Origin of the sequence: Streptomonospora salina (assembly GCF_014204715.1) — a bacterium.
In the GTDB taxonomy this organism is placed as follows: domain Bacteria; phylum Actinomycetota; class Actinomycetes; order Streptosporangiales; family Streptosporangiaceae; genus Streptomonospora; species Streptomonospora salina.
In genome coordinates this window covers 4,468,792-4,484,709 of sequence record NZ_JACHLY010000001.1, presented here as the reverse complement: position 1 = coordinate 4,484,709, position 15,918 = coordinate 4,468,792, and the positions used below count along the sequence as shown (strand labels likewise).

General features: G+C 72.2%; 11 protein-coding genes. All 11 read right to left on the bottom strand.

The window, feature by feature from the left end; genetic code table 11:
• Positions 1-139: 139 nt before the first annotated feature.
• Complete coding sequence (locus HNR25_RS20280; RefSeq protein ID WP_184637721.1) at positions 140-3,286, bottom strand: Rne/Rng family ribonuclease; 3,147 nt, start codon at positions 3,284-3,286, stop codon at positions 140-142.
• 153 nt (positions 3,287-3,439) lie between these two features.
• Positions 3,440-4,174 (bottom strand): TIGR03936 family radical SAM-associated protein, encoded by a 735-nt coding sequence (locus HNR25_RS20275; RefSeq protein ID WP_246464623.1) that lies wholly within the window; start codon positions 4,172-4,174, stop codon positions 3,440-3,442.
• 573 nt (positions 4,175-4,747) lie between these two features.
• Positions 4,748-6,682 carry a TIGR03960 family B12-binding radical SAM protein gene (locus HNR25_RS20270; protein WP_184637717.1) on the bottom strand — a complete coding sequence of 645 codons (1,935 nt, stop codon included), beginning with the start codon at positions 6,680-6,682 and terminating at the stop codon, positions 4,748-4,750.
• A 112-nt stretch (positions 6,683-6,794) separates the two neighbouring features.
• A complete protein-coding gene (rodA, locus tag HNR25_RS20265; RefSeq protein ID WP_184637715.1) occupies positions 6,795-7,973 on the bottom strand; it encodes a rod shape-determining protein RodA in 1,179 nt (392 codons plus the stop codon).
• A 22-nt stretch (positions 7,974-7,995) separates the two neighbouring features.
• Positions 7,996-10,146, bottom strand: coding sequence for a penicillin-binding protein 2 (gene mrdA / locus HNR25_RS20260; RefSeq protein WP_184637713.1), 2,151 nt, complete (start codon positions 10,144-10,146; stop codon positions 7,996-7,998).
• Positions 10,143-10,685, bottom strand: coding sequence for a rod shape-determining protein MreD (gene mreD, locus HNR25_RS20255; protein WP_184637710.1), 543 nt, complete (start codon positions 10,683-10,685; stop codon positions 10,143-10,145). Before mreD ends, mrdA begins: the two co-directional genes overlap by 4 nt.
• Complete coding sequence (gene mreC, locus HNR25_RS20250; RefSeq protein WP_184637708.1) at positions 10,682-11,605, bottom strand: rod shape-determining protein MreC; 924 nt, start codon at positions 11,603-11,605, stop codon at positions 10,682-10,684. Before mreC ends, mreD begins: the two co-directional genes overlap by 4 nt.
• A 1-nt stretch (position 11,606) precedes the next feature.
• Positions 11,607-12,641 carry a rod shape-determining protein gene (locus HNR25_RS20245; protein WP_184637706.1) on the bottom strand — a complete coding sequence of 345 codons (1,035 nt, stop codon included), beginning with the start codon at positions 12,639-12,641 and terminating at the stop codon, positions 11,607-11,609.
• 887 nt (positions 12,642-13,528) lie between these two features.
• Positions 13,529-13,936: a nucleoside-diphosphate kinase gene (gene ndk / locus HNR25_RS20240; protein WP_184637705.1), complete on the bottom strand. Its 408-nt coding sequence runs from the start codon at positions 13,934-13,936 to the stop codon at positions 13,529-13,531.
• Positions 13,937-14,174: 238 nt separating this feature from the next.
• Positions 14,175-14,531, bottom strand: coding sequence for a DUF4233 domain-containing protein (locus HNR25_RS20235; RefSeq protein ID WP_184637703.1), 357 nt, complete (start codon positions 14,529-14,531; stop codon positions 14,175-14,177).
• A 4-nt stretch (positions 14,532-14,535) separates the two neighbouring features.
• Complete coding sequence (locus HNR25_RS20230; protein ID WP_184637701.1) at positions 14,536-15,882, bottom strand: bifunctional folylpolyglutamate synthase/dihydrofolate synthase; 1,347 nt, start codon at positions 15,880-15,882, stop codon at positions 14,536-14,538.
• Positions 15,883-15,918: the final 36 nt, after the last annotated feature.

The window sequence follows — 15,918 nt, the reverse complement described above, 5'->3', positions numbered from 1 at the left end:
GACGCACCGGTTCCTAGGTTACCACCGGTGCGAAGGGGCGAGGCACGCCCGCAGGTCCGCGCGGGGGATGCCCCGGGCCGGCCCGGCATGCGGGCCGGCCCGGGCGGCGGCCGGGACGGACCCGGTACCGCCCACTCCCTCAGGTGGCCTCGGCCACCGCCGAATCGGCGGCGGCCGCGGTCTTGGTCCGCCGGGTGCGGCGCCTGCGCGGGCGCTGCTCGGCGGAGTCTTCGTCAGCCGGCTCGCCGGTACCGGCCTCCGACTCGTCGTCGGCGGAAGGCTCGGCCGCCGGCTCGGAACCGGAGGCGGTGTCCTGCCGGCCGCCGGTGCGCTTGCGCCGTCCGGCCTTCTCGCTCTTAGCGGGCCGCTCGGCCTCCTCGGCGGCCGCCGGCGCCGGCGCGTCCCCAGCGTCGTCGCCGTCCGCTGCGGCGGACGCGTCGGCGGCCTCGGCCGACGCCGCGGTGTCGGCCTTCTTCCGCGTGGTCTTGCGGCCGGTGGACTTGGTACCGGTCTTCGCGGTGGAATCGGACTTGGCCGTGCTCTTCGCGCCGGAGCGCTTGCCCTTGGCGGGCGCCGGCTCCTCGACGGCCTCCTCGGCCTCGGCCGCGCCGGCCGCTCCGGCGGCGGACTCCAGCTCGGCGGGGGCGGGTTCGGCCTCCGGCACGGGCTCGGCGGCGTCGGCCGCCTGCTGCTCGGACTTGTCCTTGTCCTTGTCCTTGCCCTTCTTCTTGCGTCCGCCGCCGCTGCCGTTCCCGTTGCCGCCGCTTCCGCCGCCGGACTTGGCGCCGGCGGGTTCGGCGTCGACGACCACGCCGCGGCCGGAGCAGTGCTCGCAGCTGTGCGAGAACGCTTCGACCAGGCCCTGGCCCACCCGCTTGCGGGTCATCTGCACCAGCCCCAGCGACGTGACCTCGGCCACCTGGTGCTTGGTGCGGTCACGCGAGAGGCACTCCAGCAGCCGGCGCAGCACCAGGTCGCGGTTGCTCTCCAGCACCATGTCGATGAAGTCGATCACGATGATGCCGCCGATGTCGCGCAGCCGCAGCTGGCGGACGATCTCCTCGGCGGCCTCCAGGTTGTTCTTGGTGACCGTCTCTTCGAGGTTGCCGCCCTGCCCGGTGAATTTGCCGGTGTTGACGTCGACGACGGTCATGGCTTCGGTCCGGTCGACGATCAGGGAACCGCCGCTGGGAAGCCAGACCTTGCGCTCCAGCGCCTTGGCGATCTGCTCGTCGATGCGGTAGGCCGCGAACACGTCGCGCTCGTCGGTCCAATGCGAGAGCCGTTCGGCCAGGTGCGGCGCCACGTAGTCGACGTAGTCCTTCACGGTGTCCCACGCCTCGTCGCCGGCGACCACCAGACTGGAGAAGTCCTCGTTGAAGACGTCGCGCACCACGCGCACGGTGAGGTCGGGCTCGCTGTTGAGCAGCGACGGAGCGCTGGCCGAGCGGGACTTCCGCTTGATGGAGTCCCACTGCTTGGCCAGCCGGTTGATGTCGCGCTCCAGCTCCTCTTCGCTGGCCCCCTCGGCGGCGGTGCGCACGATCACGCCGGCGTTCTCCGGCATGACCTTCTTGAGGATCTGCTTGAGGCGCGCCCGCTCCTTGTCGGGCAGCTTGCGGCTGATTCCGGTCATCGAGCCGTCGGGCACGTAGACCAGGTAGCGGCCGGGCAGGCTGATCTGGCTGGTCAGCCGCGCACCCTTGTGGCCCATGGGGTCCTTGGTGACCTGCACCAGCACCGACTGGCCGGATTTGAGCACCGACTCGATGCGCTTGGGCTGGCCCTCCATGCCCGACGCGTCCCAATTGACCTCGCCGGCGTAGAGGACGGCGTTGCGGCCCTTGCCGATGTCGACGAACGCGGCCTCCATCGACGGCAGCACGTTCTGCACCCGTCCCAGGTAGACGTTGCCGACGTAGGACTTGTGCGTGGCGCGGTCGACGTAGTGCTCGACGAGGACGTCGTCCTCCAGGACCGCGATCTGGGTGCGCTCCCCGCTGCGGCGGATGACCAGGTCGCGCTGGACCGACTCGCGGCGGGCCAGGAACTCCGACTCGGTGATGACGGGCGCGCGCCGCCGGCCCTGCTCGCGGCCTTCGCGGCGGCGCTGCTTCTTGGCTTCCAAGCGGGTGGAGCCCTTGACCGCCTGGACTTCGTCGCGGGCCTCCTTGCCGCCGCTACGGGGCTCGCGGACCCGCACGACGGTGTTGGGCGGGTCGTCCTCGCCCTGGCCCTGGGACTGGCCCTGGGACTGGCCCTGCCCCTCGCTCTGGCTCTGGCTCCGGTTCTGGCTCCGGGCCGAGGGCTCCTCGCTGTCGCCGCCCGAGCGCCGCCGGCGGCGCCGCCGGCGGCGGGTACCCGACGTCTGGTCCTCGTCGTCGGAGTCCTCGCCGGCGGACGGTGCCGGAGCGCTGTCCGCCGTGCGCCCGCCGGCCTCCGGCTGCGCCCCGCTCTCGTCCTCGGCGTCGGCGTCGGACTCGTCCTCACCGGCGCGGGTGCGGCCGCGCCCGCGCCCGCCGCGGCGCCGACGGCGGCGCGAGGAGCGCTCCTCCTCGGTCTCGCCGTCCTCGGCCTCGCTCGGCTCGGCCGACGCGCTGCCGTCGTCGGGCTCGTCAGGATCGCCCCGGTCGTCCCGTCCGTCCTGCTCGTTCCGCGCCGCGGAGTCGGGCTCGGCACCGTTTCCGCGGGCACGCGAAGCGGTCTCCCCGGGCGGGGCGACCGGGGGCTGGAACAGCACCATCGGCGACTGGACCGCGCCGTCGCCGGTGGCCTCCGGCGCGACGCCGGAATCGGCGGCGGAGGAGGACGCGGCGGGGTCGGTCCCCGCGGCGTCGGCGGGCTCGGCCGGTTGGGCGGTCCGGCCGGAGGCGGATTCGGTGTCGGCGCCGGTCCGCGAGCCTCCGCCGGAGGCGGATCCGCGAGTGCGGGTCCGCCGCTTGCGCGCGGGCTCCTCGGCCGCCGGTTCCGCGCTCCCGCCGGCCGGGGCGCCGGCCTCGGCGCCGCCGTCGGGCGCGGCTTGCTCCGAGCCGGACGCCGTGTCCTCGCCGACCAGCGACGGCTGGCCCGCGACGGTGGTCAGCGGCCCCTCCGGGGGTGCCACCGGTTCGGGATCAGGCGGCGGGCCGGCCGAGCGCAGCACTCCGCTGCGCCGCCCCGGTCCACTCACCTTCACCTCGGTGTCCTGCTGCGGCGCGAACGTCGTCGCTTGGGACTCGGAGGTCTGTGTCGTTTCAGTTGTGCCCTCGGTGCCCTCGGCACCGGTGTCGGGCTCGTTGTCGAGCATCCGGGCGGTCTCCCGTCAAGTCCCCGGCGCGGCGTCGGCGTGGGCCTCGGCCGCTGCGCGCGCGGACTGTGTCGTCACTATGTCGTCGCCGGCAGCCGTTCGGGGGCTGTCCGGAGGAAAGTCGTTTCGGTTCGCCCGCGTCCCCGATGGAGTTCACGCATCGGGCGCGCTCCGCGCGGGCGGGTCCGGCTGCGGCGTGTCCGCCGCACGTCCCCGATCGGCCCGGGCATCCGCGGCGAGCGGATCGGCGATCGTGTCGGACGCATCTCCGAGCGGCCCCTGCGCCAGCCGGGTCATCACAGGCGATGACAGGCGCGCGAGGTCGGCCACGCGGCGAAGGCCGTTCACCACGTCGTCCGGTCGCACGGCAGGTGTGGCATGCCGAACAACCATCCGGATTATGGCATATGTCTCGTCTCGACCCCGTGTGGCGCGCCCTTCCACCTCCAGGTGGAGGACGGCCGCTCGGGCGTCGAAGGTGCGGCGGCCCTTCTTGGTGAACCGCTCCACTTCGACGGTATCGGCCGCGATGAACGCGGCCACCGCCTCCGCGGCGTCGTCGGGGCCGACGCCGGGCAGTTCCGCCCGCCACTCCGATGCTTCGAGGCGATCGGCCAGGGACCCCGGTGCCGCCTCGACCACCTCGGCGACGTCGAACCCGTCGGGCATGGCGTCGTCGAGCCGGACGCGGACCTCGTCGGGCGCAGCGGGTTCGGCCAGCGTGATCTCGAAGTACTCCGCCTCACTGGCCACCCCGGTGGGGGCGGCGTTGACGTAGGAGAGCTTCGGGTGCGGCGTGAACCCCGCTGAGAACGCGACGGGGACCCCGGCCCGGCGCAGCGCCCGCTCCAAGGCGCGGGCGATGTCACGATGGCTCGCGAAACGCATCCTGCCGCGCTTGGTGTAGCGGACTCGCAGCTTCGGTCCGGGGTGTCCGGTGGAGGGCGGTGTCATGCCCTCGGTTGCGGGGGGCAGCTCAGCTCCTTTCCTCGGTAACTCCCCGGCGAGCGGGTCGATTCCTCCCTGACTCACCCGCCTGAAAGATTCACGTCGTACTTCAGCCTACGGTGCGCTCCAAAGAGGACGCGCCACCGGAGCGGGATGCAGCGCCGCCGCCCGCCCGCACCGGGCCGGTGGGCGGATGACCCGATGATGCAGTACTCCGTACTGGATCACCCATGTATGTGCTGTTCCCGCCCGCTGACCGGTTGAAAAGCGCCGACCGGGCTTCTCTAGCGAGGCGGCCGCACGCCCCCGCCTTTCAGGAGGCAGTGGTGACCTGCGAAGAGTCCGGGCTATGAAATTTCTTCGAAGAAATCGCGATCGGATGCAAACCGGCACCGCCACCCGTCCGTCTTACACGGTGTATGGCCCGGCGCGAGCGGGGCGCCGGGCCATACCTCACTCCCCCGGCACCGGGGAAGCGGGCGGCTCCGGCGCCCTCGTCGCGCACCGGCCCCTTCAGACCACCGTGAGCGGCAGCGAGCGCCCCGGGGCGCTCGGTCCGATCTGGATCTCGGTGCCCATGGTGGGGCAGACGCCGCAGTCGTAGCAGGGGTTCCACCGGCAGTCGTCGACCTCGACCGACTCCTCCCCGTGCAGCGCGTCCTGCCAGTCCTGCCACAGCCAGCCGCGGTCCAGTCCGGCGTCCAGGTGGTCCCACGGCAGCACCTCGTCTTCACCGCGCTCGCGCACCGTATACCAGTCCATGTCCACCGGTTCGCCGGCCAGCGCCTTCGCGGCGCCCTCGGCCCAGCGCTCGTAGGAGAAGTGCTCGCTCCACCCGTCGAAGCGGCCGCCGGCGCGCCAGACCTCCTCGACGACACGGCCGACGCGCCGGTCGCCGCGCGAAAGCAGCCCTTCGATCATGGAGGGCTGCCCTTCGTGGTAGCGCAGGCCGATCGCCTTGCCGTAGCGGCGGTCGGAGCGCAGCGCCGCCTTGAGCTTGTGCAGCCGGGCGTCGACCAGCTCGTAGGGGGTCTGCCCCGCCCACTGGAACGGGGTCTGCGGCTTGGGCACGAACCCGCCGATCGACACCGTGCACCGGATGTCGGAGCGGCCACTGGCCTCGCGGCCGGCGCGGATGACCTCCTTGGCGAGATCGGCGATGGCCAGGACGTCCTCATCACCCTCGGTCGGCAGGCCGCACATGAAGTACAGCTTCACCTGCCGCCACCCGGCGGCGTAAGCCGCGGTGACGGTGCGGATCAGGTCCTGCTCGCCGACCATCTTGTTGATGACCCGGCGCATCCGCTCGCTGCCGCCCTCGGGAGCGAAAGTCAGCCCGGAGCGGCGCCCGTTGCGGGTCAGCTCGTTGGCGAGGTCGATGTTGAAGGCGTCCACCCGCGTGGACGGCAGCGACAGGCCGGTGTTGGTGCCCTCGTAGCGATCGGCCAGTCCTTTGGCGATATCGCCGATCTCGGTGTGGTCGGCGCTGGACAGCGAGAGCAGCCCGACCTCCTCGAACCCCGAGGACCGCACGCCCTGGTCGACCATCTCGGTGACGGTCTCCTTGCTGCGCTCGCGTACCGGGCGGGTGATCATCCCGGCCTGGCAAAAGCGGCAACCGCGGGTGCAGCCCCGGAAGATCTCCACGCTGTAGCGCTCGTGGACCGACTCCGCCAGCGGAACGATCGGGTTCTTGGGGTAGGGCCACGTGTCGAGGTCCATGACCGTGTGCTTGTGCACGGTCCCGGGCACGCCCGCGCGGTTGGGGGTGTAGGCCTCGATGCGCCCGTCGGGAAGGTAGGTGACGTCGTAGAAGCGCGGCACGTACACGCCGCCGCCCTCGGCCAGCCGCAGCAGCAGACCGTCGCGCCCACCGGGCCGGCCTTCGCGTTTCCACTCGCGCACGACCTCGGTGACGGCCAGCGTGATCTCCTCGCCGTCGCCCAGGACGACGGCGTCGAGGAAGTCGGCGATGGGCTCGGGGTTGAACGCGGAGTGCCCGCCCGCGAACACGACCGGGTGGTCGTCGGTGCGGTCGGCCGAGTCCAGCGGAATCCCCGCCAGGTCCAGTGCGGTGAGCATGTTGGTATAGCCCATTTCACTGGCGAAGCTGATACCGAGAACGTCGAACGCGCCCACGGGCCGGTGCGCGTCGACCGTGAACTGGGGCAGGCCGTGCTCACGCATCAGCGCCTCCAGGTCGGAGCCGACCGCGTAGGTCCGTTCGGCCAGCACGCCCTCGCGTTCGTTGAGGACCTCGTAGAGGATCTGCACGCCCTGGTTGGGGGCGCCCACCTCGTAGGAGTCGGGGTACATCAGCGCCCAGCGGACTTCGGCGTCGTCCCAGTCGGCCACGACGGAGTTGAGTTCGCCCCCGACGTACTGGACCGGTTTCTGCACGCTCGGAAGCAACGCTTCAAGCTGCGAAAACACGCTTTCGATGGGCATGGTGGTTCCCCTGCGTCGGCTGTCGCGGAATCCTTAGGAACTCTCCAGCTTAGCCACACGCGACGCGCCCGCCTTGCAGTCGTCCGGTGCCCGTGCCCGGCGGCGCGGCCGGTCAGTGGACGCCGTGCTCGCGAGCGTGCACGTTGAGCACCAGTCCCAGCAGCGCGAGATTGGCCACGGCCGCGGTTCCGCCGTAGGACACGAACGGCAGCGGGATGCCGGTGATCGGCGCCACGCCCAGCGTCATACCGATGTTGATCAGGCCCTGAAAACCCAGCCAGGCCGCGGCGCCGACGCAGACCAGGCGGGCGTAGGGCTCCCCGCTGCGGCCCGCCGTGCGCAGGATCCGCCACAGCACGAACGCGAGCAGCCCGATGACGGCGATCCCGCCGACGAATCCCAGTTCCTCGCCCGCCACGGTGAAGATGAAGTCGGTGTGCTGCTCGGGGACGAACCGGCCGCGGGTGTGCTCGCCTTCGAGCAGTCCGGTGCCGTTGAGGCCGCCGGAGCCCACCGCGATCATCGACTGGTTGGCGTTGTATCCGGCGCCGCGCGGGTCCGAACCCGGATCGACGAACGTGGTGAAGCGCTGCAGCTGGTACTCCTCGAGCAGGCCGAACCACCAGACGCTGAACGCGGCGAGCACACCCGAGCCGACGAGTCCGGCCACCCACCGCGCGGGCGCGCCCGACAGCGCGAGCATGCCCAGGTAGGTCGCCGTCAGCACCATGGCGGTGCCCAGGTCGGGTTGGGCGAGGATCAACCCCAGCGGGGCCGCCAGAACCGCGAGGCTGAAGAGGACGTCGCGGGTGGTCGGAGCGAACTCGCCGTCGCGGGGTTCACCCAGCAGCATCGCCGCGGCCAGCACCAGGCCCAGCTTGGCGATCTCGCCGGGCTGCATCTGCAATCCGGCCACCACCAGCCAGGAGCGCGAACCGTTGATGGTCTCGCCCAGCGGCGTCAGCACCAGGGCCAGCCCCAGTACGGCGGCGAGGTAGACGACGGGCGCATAAGCCCGGGAGACGCGGAAGTCCACCGCCGCCGTCACCAGGAGCGCCACGGCGCCGACGGCCAGATGGAGGGCTTGGCGCCGGACGAAGCCCAGGGCGCCGTCCGGGTCGGCGGGGTCGTAGGTGGCCGACCACACCAGCACGCAGCTGATCGCCGACAGCGCGGCGACGGCGGCCAGCATCGGCCAGTCGAAACGGCGCGGCGCCACGGCGGCGACCATCCGACCTGCGCGGTCGGCAAGGCTCGGCGGGCCCGGATGCGGGCCGGAAACGGTGGTCATCGTCTACCGCCAGCGGTCATGGTCACTGCTCCTCCGGCGACGAGATGGTGCCGTCCTCGCGGACCTTCGGCAGGGATGCGGCCGGTGCGCCCGAGGCGAGCGCGGCCTCGCCGCTGTCGGCGAAGCCGTAGATGCCTTCGTAGATCTCGCGTACCAGCGGCGCCGCGGCGGAGCCTCCGGTTCCGGCCTCCGGGATCATCGCCACCACGGCGAACTGCGGATCGTCGGTGGGGGCGTAGGAGGCGAACCAGGACGAGTCTTCGCGTCCCTGGGCGGTGGCGGTTCCGGTCTTTCCGGCCACGGACACGCGGTCCTGGGGGAATCCTCCGAACGCCCCGGACGCGGTGCCCTCCTTGGGGACCCGGGTCAGCGCCTTCTGAATGTAGTTCAGGGTGCGGTCGTCGACGGGCAGCTCGCCGGCCTCGACCGGTTCGATCTCCTCGACCCGCTCGCCGTCGGGCGAAAGGAACGCCCGGCCCACCCGCGGCTCGTACACGGTGCCGCCGTTGGCGATGGCGGCGTAGGCCCGAGCCAGCTGCAGCGGTGTGACCAGCATGTCTCCCTGCCCGATGGCGCGGTTGATCGCGTCGCCTGCGTGCCACTGGCCGCCGCTGCGGCACTGCTCACCGGCGAGGCTCTTCAGGTAGCGGGCGCGCCCCGGATCCTCCTCGGCCACCTCGGGGTAGCCCTTCTCCGCCCTCTCGCAGCTGGTCTCGCGGGTGTCCAGCCAGTATTGGCGCTTCCACTGGAGGTCGGGGACGCGCCCGCCGGACTCGTGCGGGAGATCGATTCCGGTGGGCTCGCCGTAGCCGAATCCGTGGGCCATCGCCGATACCGGGTCCCGGGTCTCCTTCTCACCGCGGTGCTCGCGCCACATGTTGTAGCCGAGCTGGTAGTAGACGGTGTTGCAGGAGACCACGATGGACCGGTGCAGATCCATCGAGCCGTACCCCGCTCCCCCGAAGTTGTCCCAGGACCGGCCGGCCAGCCCGATCGAGCCCGGGCAGCTGTAGGAGCCGTCCAGGGACGCGCCGTCCTTCGCCGCGGCGGCCAGGGTGGTGGGCTTGAACGTCGAGCCCGGCGGGAACTGCCCCTGCAGCGCCCGTGAAACCAGCGGTTGGCCGGAGTCCTCGCTGAGCAGCTTCTCGTAGGTGTCGGCGTCGATGCCGCCGCTCCACACCTCGGGGTTGTAGTCGGGCTGGCTGGCCATGGCGACGACGCGCCCCGTGCGCACGTCCAGCACCACGGCGGCTCCGGAGTCCACGGGCTTGCCCGCGCTGCTCGCCTTGTCCACGGCGCCGCGCAGCGCGTCCTCGGCGACCTGCTGGACGTCGGCGTCGATGCTGGTGACCAGGTGCATGCCCGGCTCGGGCGACGTACGGGAGACCGTGCCGCGGACGTCGCCCTGGCTGGAGACCGCCAGGATGTGCTCACCCGAGTCGCCGCGCAGCCGCTCGTCGTAGACGGCCTCGACGCCGCCGCGGCCGACCCGGTCGACACCGCTGAACTCGGCGCGCAGGTCTTCGCGGGCCTCGAACTCCTCCTCGGTGATGGGCTGGAGGTAGCCCAGCATCTGCCCGGCGAGTTCGTCGTTGGGGTACTCGCGCATCGCCATCTGCTGGGCGGAGATACCGGGGAACTCCTCCTGGCGCTCCATGATCTGCAGCGCGACCCTGGGTTCGACGTCGTCGGCCAGCGGGATGGGCTGGTACGGCGATCCCTGCCAGCAGGGGCGCCCGTTCTCGGGACCGCACAGGCGCACGCGGTCGCGCAGCTTCTCGTAGGGCCGGTCGATGAGGTCGGCGACCCTGCGCAGGACGGCGGCGCCGTCGTCGCCGCGTTCGAGCAGGTCGTGGTAATCGGCGGTGACCGTCAGCTCGGTGCGGTTGGTCACCAGAGGGCGGCCGCGGGCGTCGACGATGCGGCCGCGCAGCGCGGGCTCGATGAGCTTCTGGGTGTGGCTGGCGAGTGCGAGCTCCTGGTAGTGCTCGGCCCGGGGAACCTGCATGTACCACATGCGCGCGGTGAGGGCGGCGAACAGCATCAGCACCACCAGCTGCACCGCGAGGACGACGCCGCGCCGCGGAGCGCGCGCACGCGCGGGTGCGGCGGGCGCGTCGCGTCTCCGATGGCGCCGGCCGCTCAGCAGCCTCCGCCTGCGGAGTGGTCTCATCTCCATCCCTTCACGCCGGTCACGGGTGCGGGCAGGTCGGAGTAGGCGTCAGCGCATACCCGGCGCATCAGCGCCCCCGTGGGGGCCAGCACGGCGGGAGCGGCCACGAGCGTCATGGCGGCACCCGCGAGCAGGGTCCACAGTGCGTCCGGGAGCTGGGCACGGGGGTCGCCCAGGATCAGGCCGAAGACCACGAACCCCGCTCCCACACCCAGTACCGCGCCCGCGGCGGCCGCGTACGGGCCGAGCCCGGAGCGCGCGCCGTAGTCGTGCACCCGCGCCAGCGTGTAGCCGGCCAGGCACAGCAGCAGAGCAGTGCGGCCGATCTCGTGGTCGGCCGGCGGCAGCACGTCCACGGCCAGCCCGGCGGCGAACCCGGTGACCGCGCCGGCCGCCGGGGACGACCACAGGGCGATGCCCACGACCACGAGCAGCACCAGGTCGGGGGCGACGCCCCACGGCAGCGGAAGCCGGTTGACCAGTGCCGTCTGGACGAGTACCGCGGCCAGCACGAGCAGCGCCGACACCGTCGCCTTCATCGTCCGCCCTCCCGGTCGGAGTCGGTGTCGTGCCCGTCCTCGGAGGGGTCGGGCAGGAGGGAGTCGCGGGGGTCATCCTCGGGTCCGGCCACGATGACCCCCACGACGTCCAGAGAGCCGAAGTCGACGGCGGGCTCGGCCTTGCCCGTGCTGGAGAGGCGGCCCGGCGTGTCCTCGACCCGGGTGACGGTCCCGATGGGCACACCGGGTACGAAGGGCGTGTCCTCGTGCGAACCGAGGGTGACCAGGCGCTGGCCCTCCTTCATCCGCGCGTCGGCGCTCATCAGCTCGAACCGCAGCGGCGTGCCGTCCCCGGTCCGCTCGGCTTCGCCTTCGGCCACGCCGATCTCCTGGGAGTCCTCCAGCCGCGCGCCGACCGCCGAGGCACGGTCGGTGATGAGCACGACGGTGGCGGTGGAGGGCCCGGCCTGCTCGACCCTGCCGACCAGGCCGTGGCCGTCGACGACGGTCATGTCCGCGCGGACGCCGGCGTCGCGCCCGACGTCGAGGGTGACGGTGTCGGAGAACCCGCGGGCGGTCACCCGGGTGACCGCCTGAGCGGGGACGATCTCGTAGCCGCCCGTGCCCGCCAGGTGGAGCAGCTCGTCGAGCCGCTCCGCCCGGTCCTCGTCGTAATCGCGCGACTGCAACCGTGCCTGCAGCCGCTCGTTGCGGTGTTCGAGTTCGTCGATGCGCTCGCGGGACCCCTGGGCCGCGGCCAGGGTCTCGTAGGCCCCGGCGACGGGCGCGGCGACGGCCGACGCCCCGACCGATACCGGGCGGAAGGCGGTGTCGCCGACCGTACGCGCGGCGCTGGTGACGGGGTCGGCTCCCGCGCGGGAATCCAGCACCACGAGTACGAGCGAGACGGCGGCGAGGACTCCCACGACCAACCGCGCCCGGGAACCGTCGGGCCCCATGTCAGCGCCGCCGCTCGGGGACGAGGACCTGGCTGAGCCGTTCGTAGTTCTCCACGCAGGTGCCCGAGCCCACGGCGACGGAGTCCAGGGCGTTCTCGGCCACGTGGATGGGCATGCCGGTTTCGTGGCGCAGCCGCCCGTCGAGCCCGTCCAGCAGCGCGCCGCCGCCGGTCACCGCGACGCCGCGGTCCATGACGTCGCCGGAGAGTTCCGGCGGGCACTTGTCCAGCGTGGTGCGCACCGCGTCGACGATGGCGGTGACCGGCTCCTCGATGGCCTGGCGGACGTCGGCCGCCGACATCACGACGGTCTTGGGCAGGCCGCTGACGAGGTCGCGTCCGCGGATCTCGGCGTGCAGCTCCTCGCCGCCCGCGGGAAAAGCCGACCCGATGGCGACCTTGATCTCCTCGGCGGTGCGCTCCCCGATCATCAGGGAGTACTCCTTTTTGACGAAGGCCATGATCGACTGGTCGAGCTCGTCGCCGCCCACCCGGACGGACTGGGAGGTCACGATTCCGCCCATCGCGATGACCGCGACCTCGGTGGTGCCCCCGCCGACGTCGACGACCATGTTCCCGGTGGGCTCGTGGACCGGCAGCCCGGCGCCGATGGCCGCGGCCATGGGCTCTTCGATGATGTTGACGCGCCGCGCGCCGGCCTGGTAACCGGCCTCCTTGACCGCCCGGTGCTCGACGGAGGTGATTCCGCTGGGCACGGCGACGATGATGCGGGGTTTGGCGAAGTGGCGCCGCCGGTGGATCTTCTGGATGAAGTAGCGCAGCATGCGCTCGGTGATCTCGAAGTCGGCGATGACGCCGTCCTTGAGGGGCCGCACCGCGGTGATGCTACTGGGTGTGCGGCCGATCATCTGCTTGGCCTCGATACCCACCGCGACGATCTTGCCCGTGGAGGCGTTCATGGCCACCACGGAGGGTTCGTTGAGCACGATCCCGCGGCCGCGGACGTAGACGAGTGTGTTTGCTGTCCCGAGGTCGACCGCCATATCGCGGCCCAAGAAGGCGAGGTTATTGGTCATGAAGCGTCCTCAGCGGCACCGATCGGGTATGCCCCGACGGGGCGGTCAATACGGACTCGTTCCAGTACGGATATGGATCCAACACCCGTATCGTAACTGTGCGAAGTCGTACGACTACACAAACACTCCGGACGGATCAGGTGCTCGAATCACCAAAAAACGCCGGGCACACGCCCGGCGCCGCTGAGGATGCGTGGTCGGTCGGCTTCTCGTCCGCGGCTGAAACCGGGGATCGCGACCGGCTCCACGGCCGGTCGGTGCGGTACGTCCTCGCGGGGCCCGCCGGTTCCCGCTTCGCAGACCGCCCGGCGGCGAGGTCGGCACGTCGTCCCCGGCGGCGTTCCGCCCGGCGGCGCCGGGATTGTTCTTCGCGGCGCCGGCGTCCGCGTGGACCCGCAGCCGGTACCGGCGAAGGCCGCTCGGCTGTCGCGGGGCGCGGCATGCACCCGTCCGCAGGAGCGGCGGACCGGCGCCGCGCAGGCCGGAGAGCGGCCTCGACCCTCGCAGGCCGGGGCGGCCGGGCGGCGCCGGCCCGGCGAATCCCACCCGTCGGCGCCGCCTCATATCGAGGACGGATCGGTTCGATCCGGACTTCCGACCGGGCCGGACGCCGGAGCTCCGACGCGGTCCCCGGGCCCCGTACTCCGTGCTGAGGCGGACGTGTCCGTCGTGCGAATGCCCTCCGGCGCGGCCGCGGCGTATCGCGGGTACGCCGACCGGGCGCGCAAGTCCGCGCGCCGGTCCGCTCCCCGGCGGCGATCCGGTCCCGGCCCCGCCTGCCGCTGCCGAGGACGGTCCGCTACTGCGACCGCCGGCAGCGGTTACCGGCCCGGAGCGTTTCGCGGGGGGGCGGGCCGCACGTCGCCCGCCCAGGGCCGGAGGCCCGATCAGCCGAGGTCGGGGAAGAACAGCTCGATCTCGCGCTCGGCGGAGTAGGAGGAGTCCGAACCGTGCACGATGTTCTCCTGGACCTCCAGGGCGAAGTCGCCGCGGATGGTTCCGGGGCCCGCGGAGACGGGGTCGGTGGCGCCGGCCAGCGCACGGAAGGCCTCGACGGCGCGCTCGCCCTCGACGACCATGGCCACCAGCGGGCCGCCGGTGATGAACTCGACCAGCGAATCGAAGAACGGCCGCTCGCGGTGCTCCTCGTAGTGGGTCTTGGCGGTGTCGGTGTCCAGCGTGCGCTGGTCCATCGCGACGATCCGCAGGCCGCGGCGCTCGATCCGGGAGATGATCTCGCCGGTGATGCTGCGCCGCACGCCGTCGGGCTTGATCAGAACAAGGGTCCGCTCCACGGTGGGTCACTCCTCGGCAGTCGGTGCTGGAGAACAGCAGAATGGGGACGGGGCGGCACTGGGCTGCGCCCGACGCACGGCGAAATGCGGCCGCCCCTGGCCGTGGTCACCATATCGCGTCGGCCGAGGCGCTGTGGCCGCTCTGTCCGCTCCGACCAGCGCCGACCAGCCGGATGCGGCCGCAGCGGCAGCGGCCGTCACCGGCCCCTGCGGTTCCCCCGCGACGGCCGGGGCCGGGTCACTCCGGCCCGGCGGATCCGGAGCCGCCGGGCGCCGCACCCGCCGCGTCCCGGGCGTCGGTGCGCTGGCCCAGCAGCACGGCTGCCACCCACAGCGCCAAGAACACCACGCCCAGCAGCACCAGTCCCGGAACCATGAATCCGCTGATCAGAAGCGCCGCCTGCAGCGCCCAGCCCGCGTAGTAGGCGGGGCGGAAGCGCTGCAGCGCCGCCAGGAGCAGCGCGAGCCCGGCCATACCGCCCCAGACGCCTCCGGCCACCGCGGGGGCGATACCGGCGACCTGGATCGCCACCGGCACGGCCAACCCGATGACCATGGCCTCCAGGAGCAGCACGACCGCCAGCATCCTGCGCACCGGCTCACTCCCCCCTGATCAGCAGGCGGGCGTCGCCTGCGGTGACGACCGAACCGGTGATGAGCACCCCGGAGCCGCCGGGCTCGCCGTCGGACTCGGCCAGCCCCACGGCGGTGTCGATGGCGTCGTCGAGGCGCTCGGCCACGTACACCCGGTCGGCGCCGAAGACGGGCTCGGCGATGTCGTAGAGCTGCTGGGCCGTGAGACTGCGCTCCGCGGAGTTGCGGGTGACCACGATCTCGGTGACCAGGGGCTCCAAGGGTTCGAGGATCCCCTCGACGTCCTTGTCGGCCATGACCGCCACGAGCCCGACCAGCCGGACGAAGCTGAACTCCTCCTGCACGGCGTCGGCCGCGGCGGACATGCCGGCCGGGTTGTGCGCGGCGTCGAGCAGCACGGTGGGGGTGGTGCGCACGATCTCCATGCGTCCCGGAGCCTCGACTGCGGCCAAAGCCGCGGAGACCAGCTCGGGATCGAGCCGCTCGTCGCCCTCGCCCGGCCCGGCGAAGGCCTCGACCGCGGCCACGGCCACGGCGGCGTTGCCGGCCTGGTGCGGACCGAACACCGGAAGGAAGACGTTCTCGTAGCCCCCGCGCAGGCCCTTGAGGGAGAACTGCTGGCCGCCGACGGCGACCTCGCGCTGGGCCACGCCGAACTCCAGACCTTCGCGGGCCACGCGCGCGCCGGTCTCGGAGACGTGGCGCATCAGCACCTCGGCGGCGTCCAGCGGCTGCTGCGCCAGCACGGCGACGGAGTCGGGCTTGATGATGCCCGCCTTCTCCTCGGCGATCCCCTCGACGGTGTCGGGCAGGAACTCGGTGTGGTCGACGGCGATGGGGGTCACCACGGCGACGTCGGCGTCGACCACGTTGGTGGCGTCCCACGTGCCGCCCATGCCCACCTCGACGACGGCGACGTCGACCGGGGCGTCGGCGAACAGGGCGTAGGCGAGTCCGGTCAGCACCTCGAAGAACGACATCGGGACGTCGTGGGAGGCGTCGACCATCTCGACGTAGGGCCGGATGTCCTCGTAGGCCTCGACGAAGCGCTCCTGGGAGACCGGTTCGCCGTCGAGGACGACGCGTTCGCGCATGGTCTGCAGGTGGGGGCTGGTGTAGCGCCCCACGCGCAGATGCCGCTCGCGCAGCAGCGCGTCGACCATCCGGGCGGTGGACGTCTTGCCGTTGGTACCCGTGATGTGGATGACCCGATAGCTGCGCTGGGGGTCGCCCAGCAGGTCCATCAGGGCGCCGATCCGCTCGGTGGACGGGTCGATGTCGGTCTCGACCCGGCGGGCGGTGATCTCAGCCACGGCCCGGGTGTACTTCTCGGGAATTCCGGCCTCACTCACGGCGCCGCCTGCTCTTCGACTGGGGTACACACACGG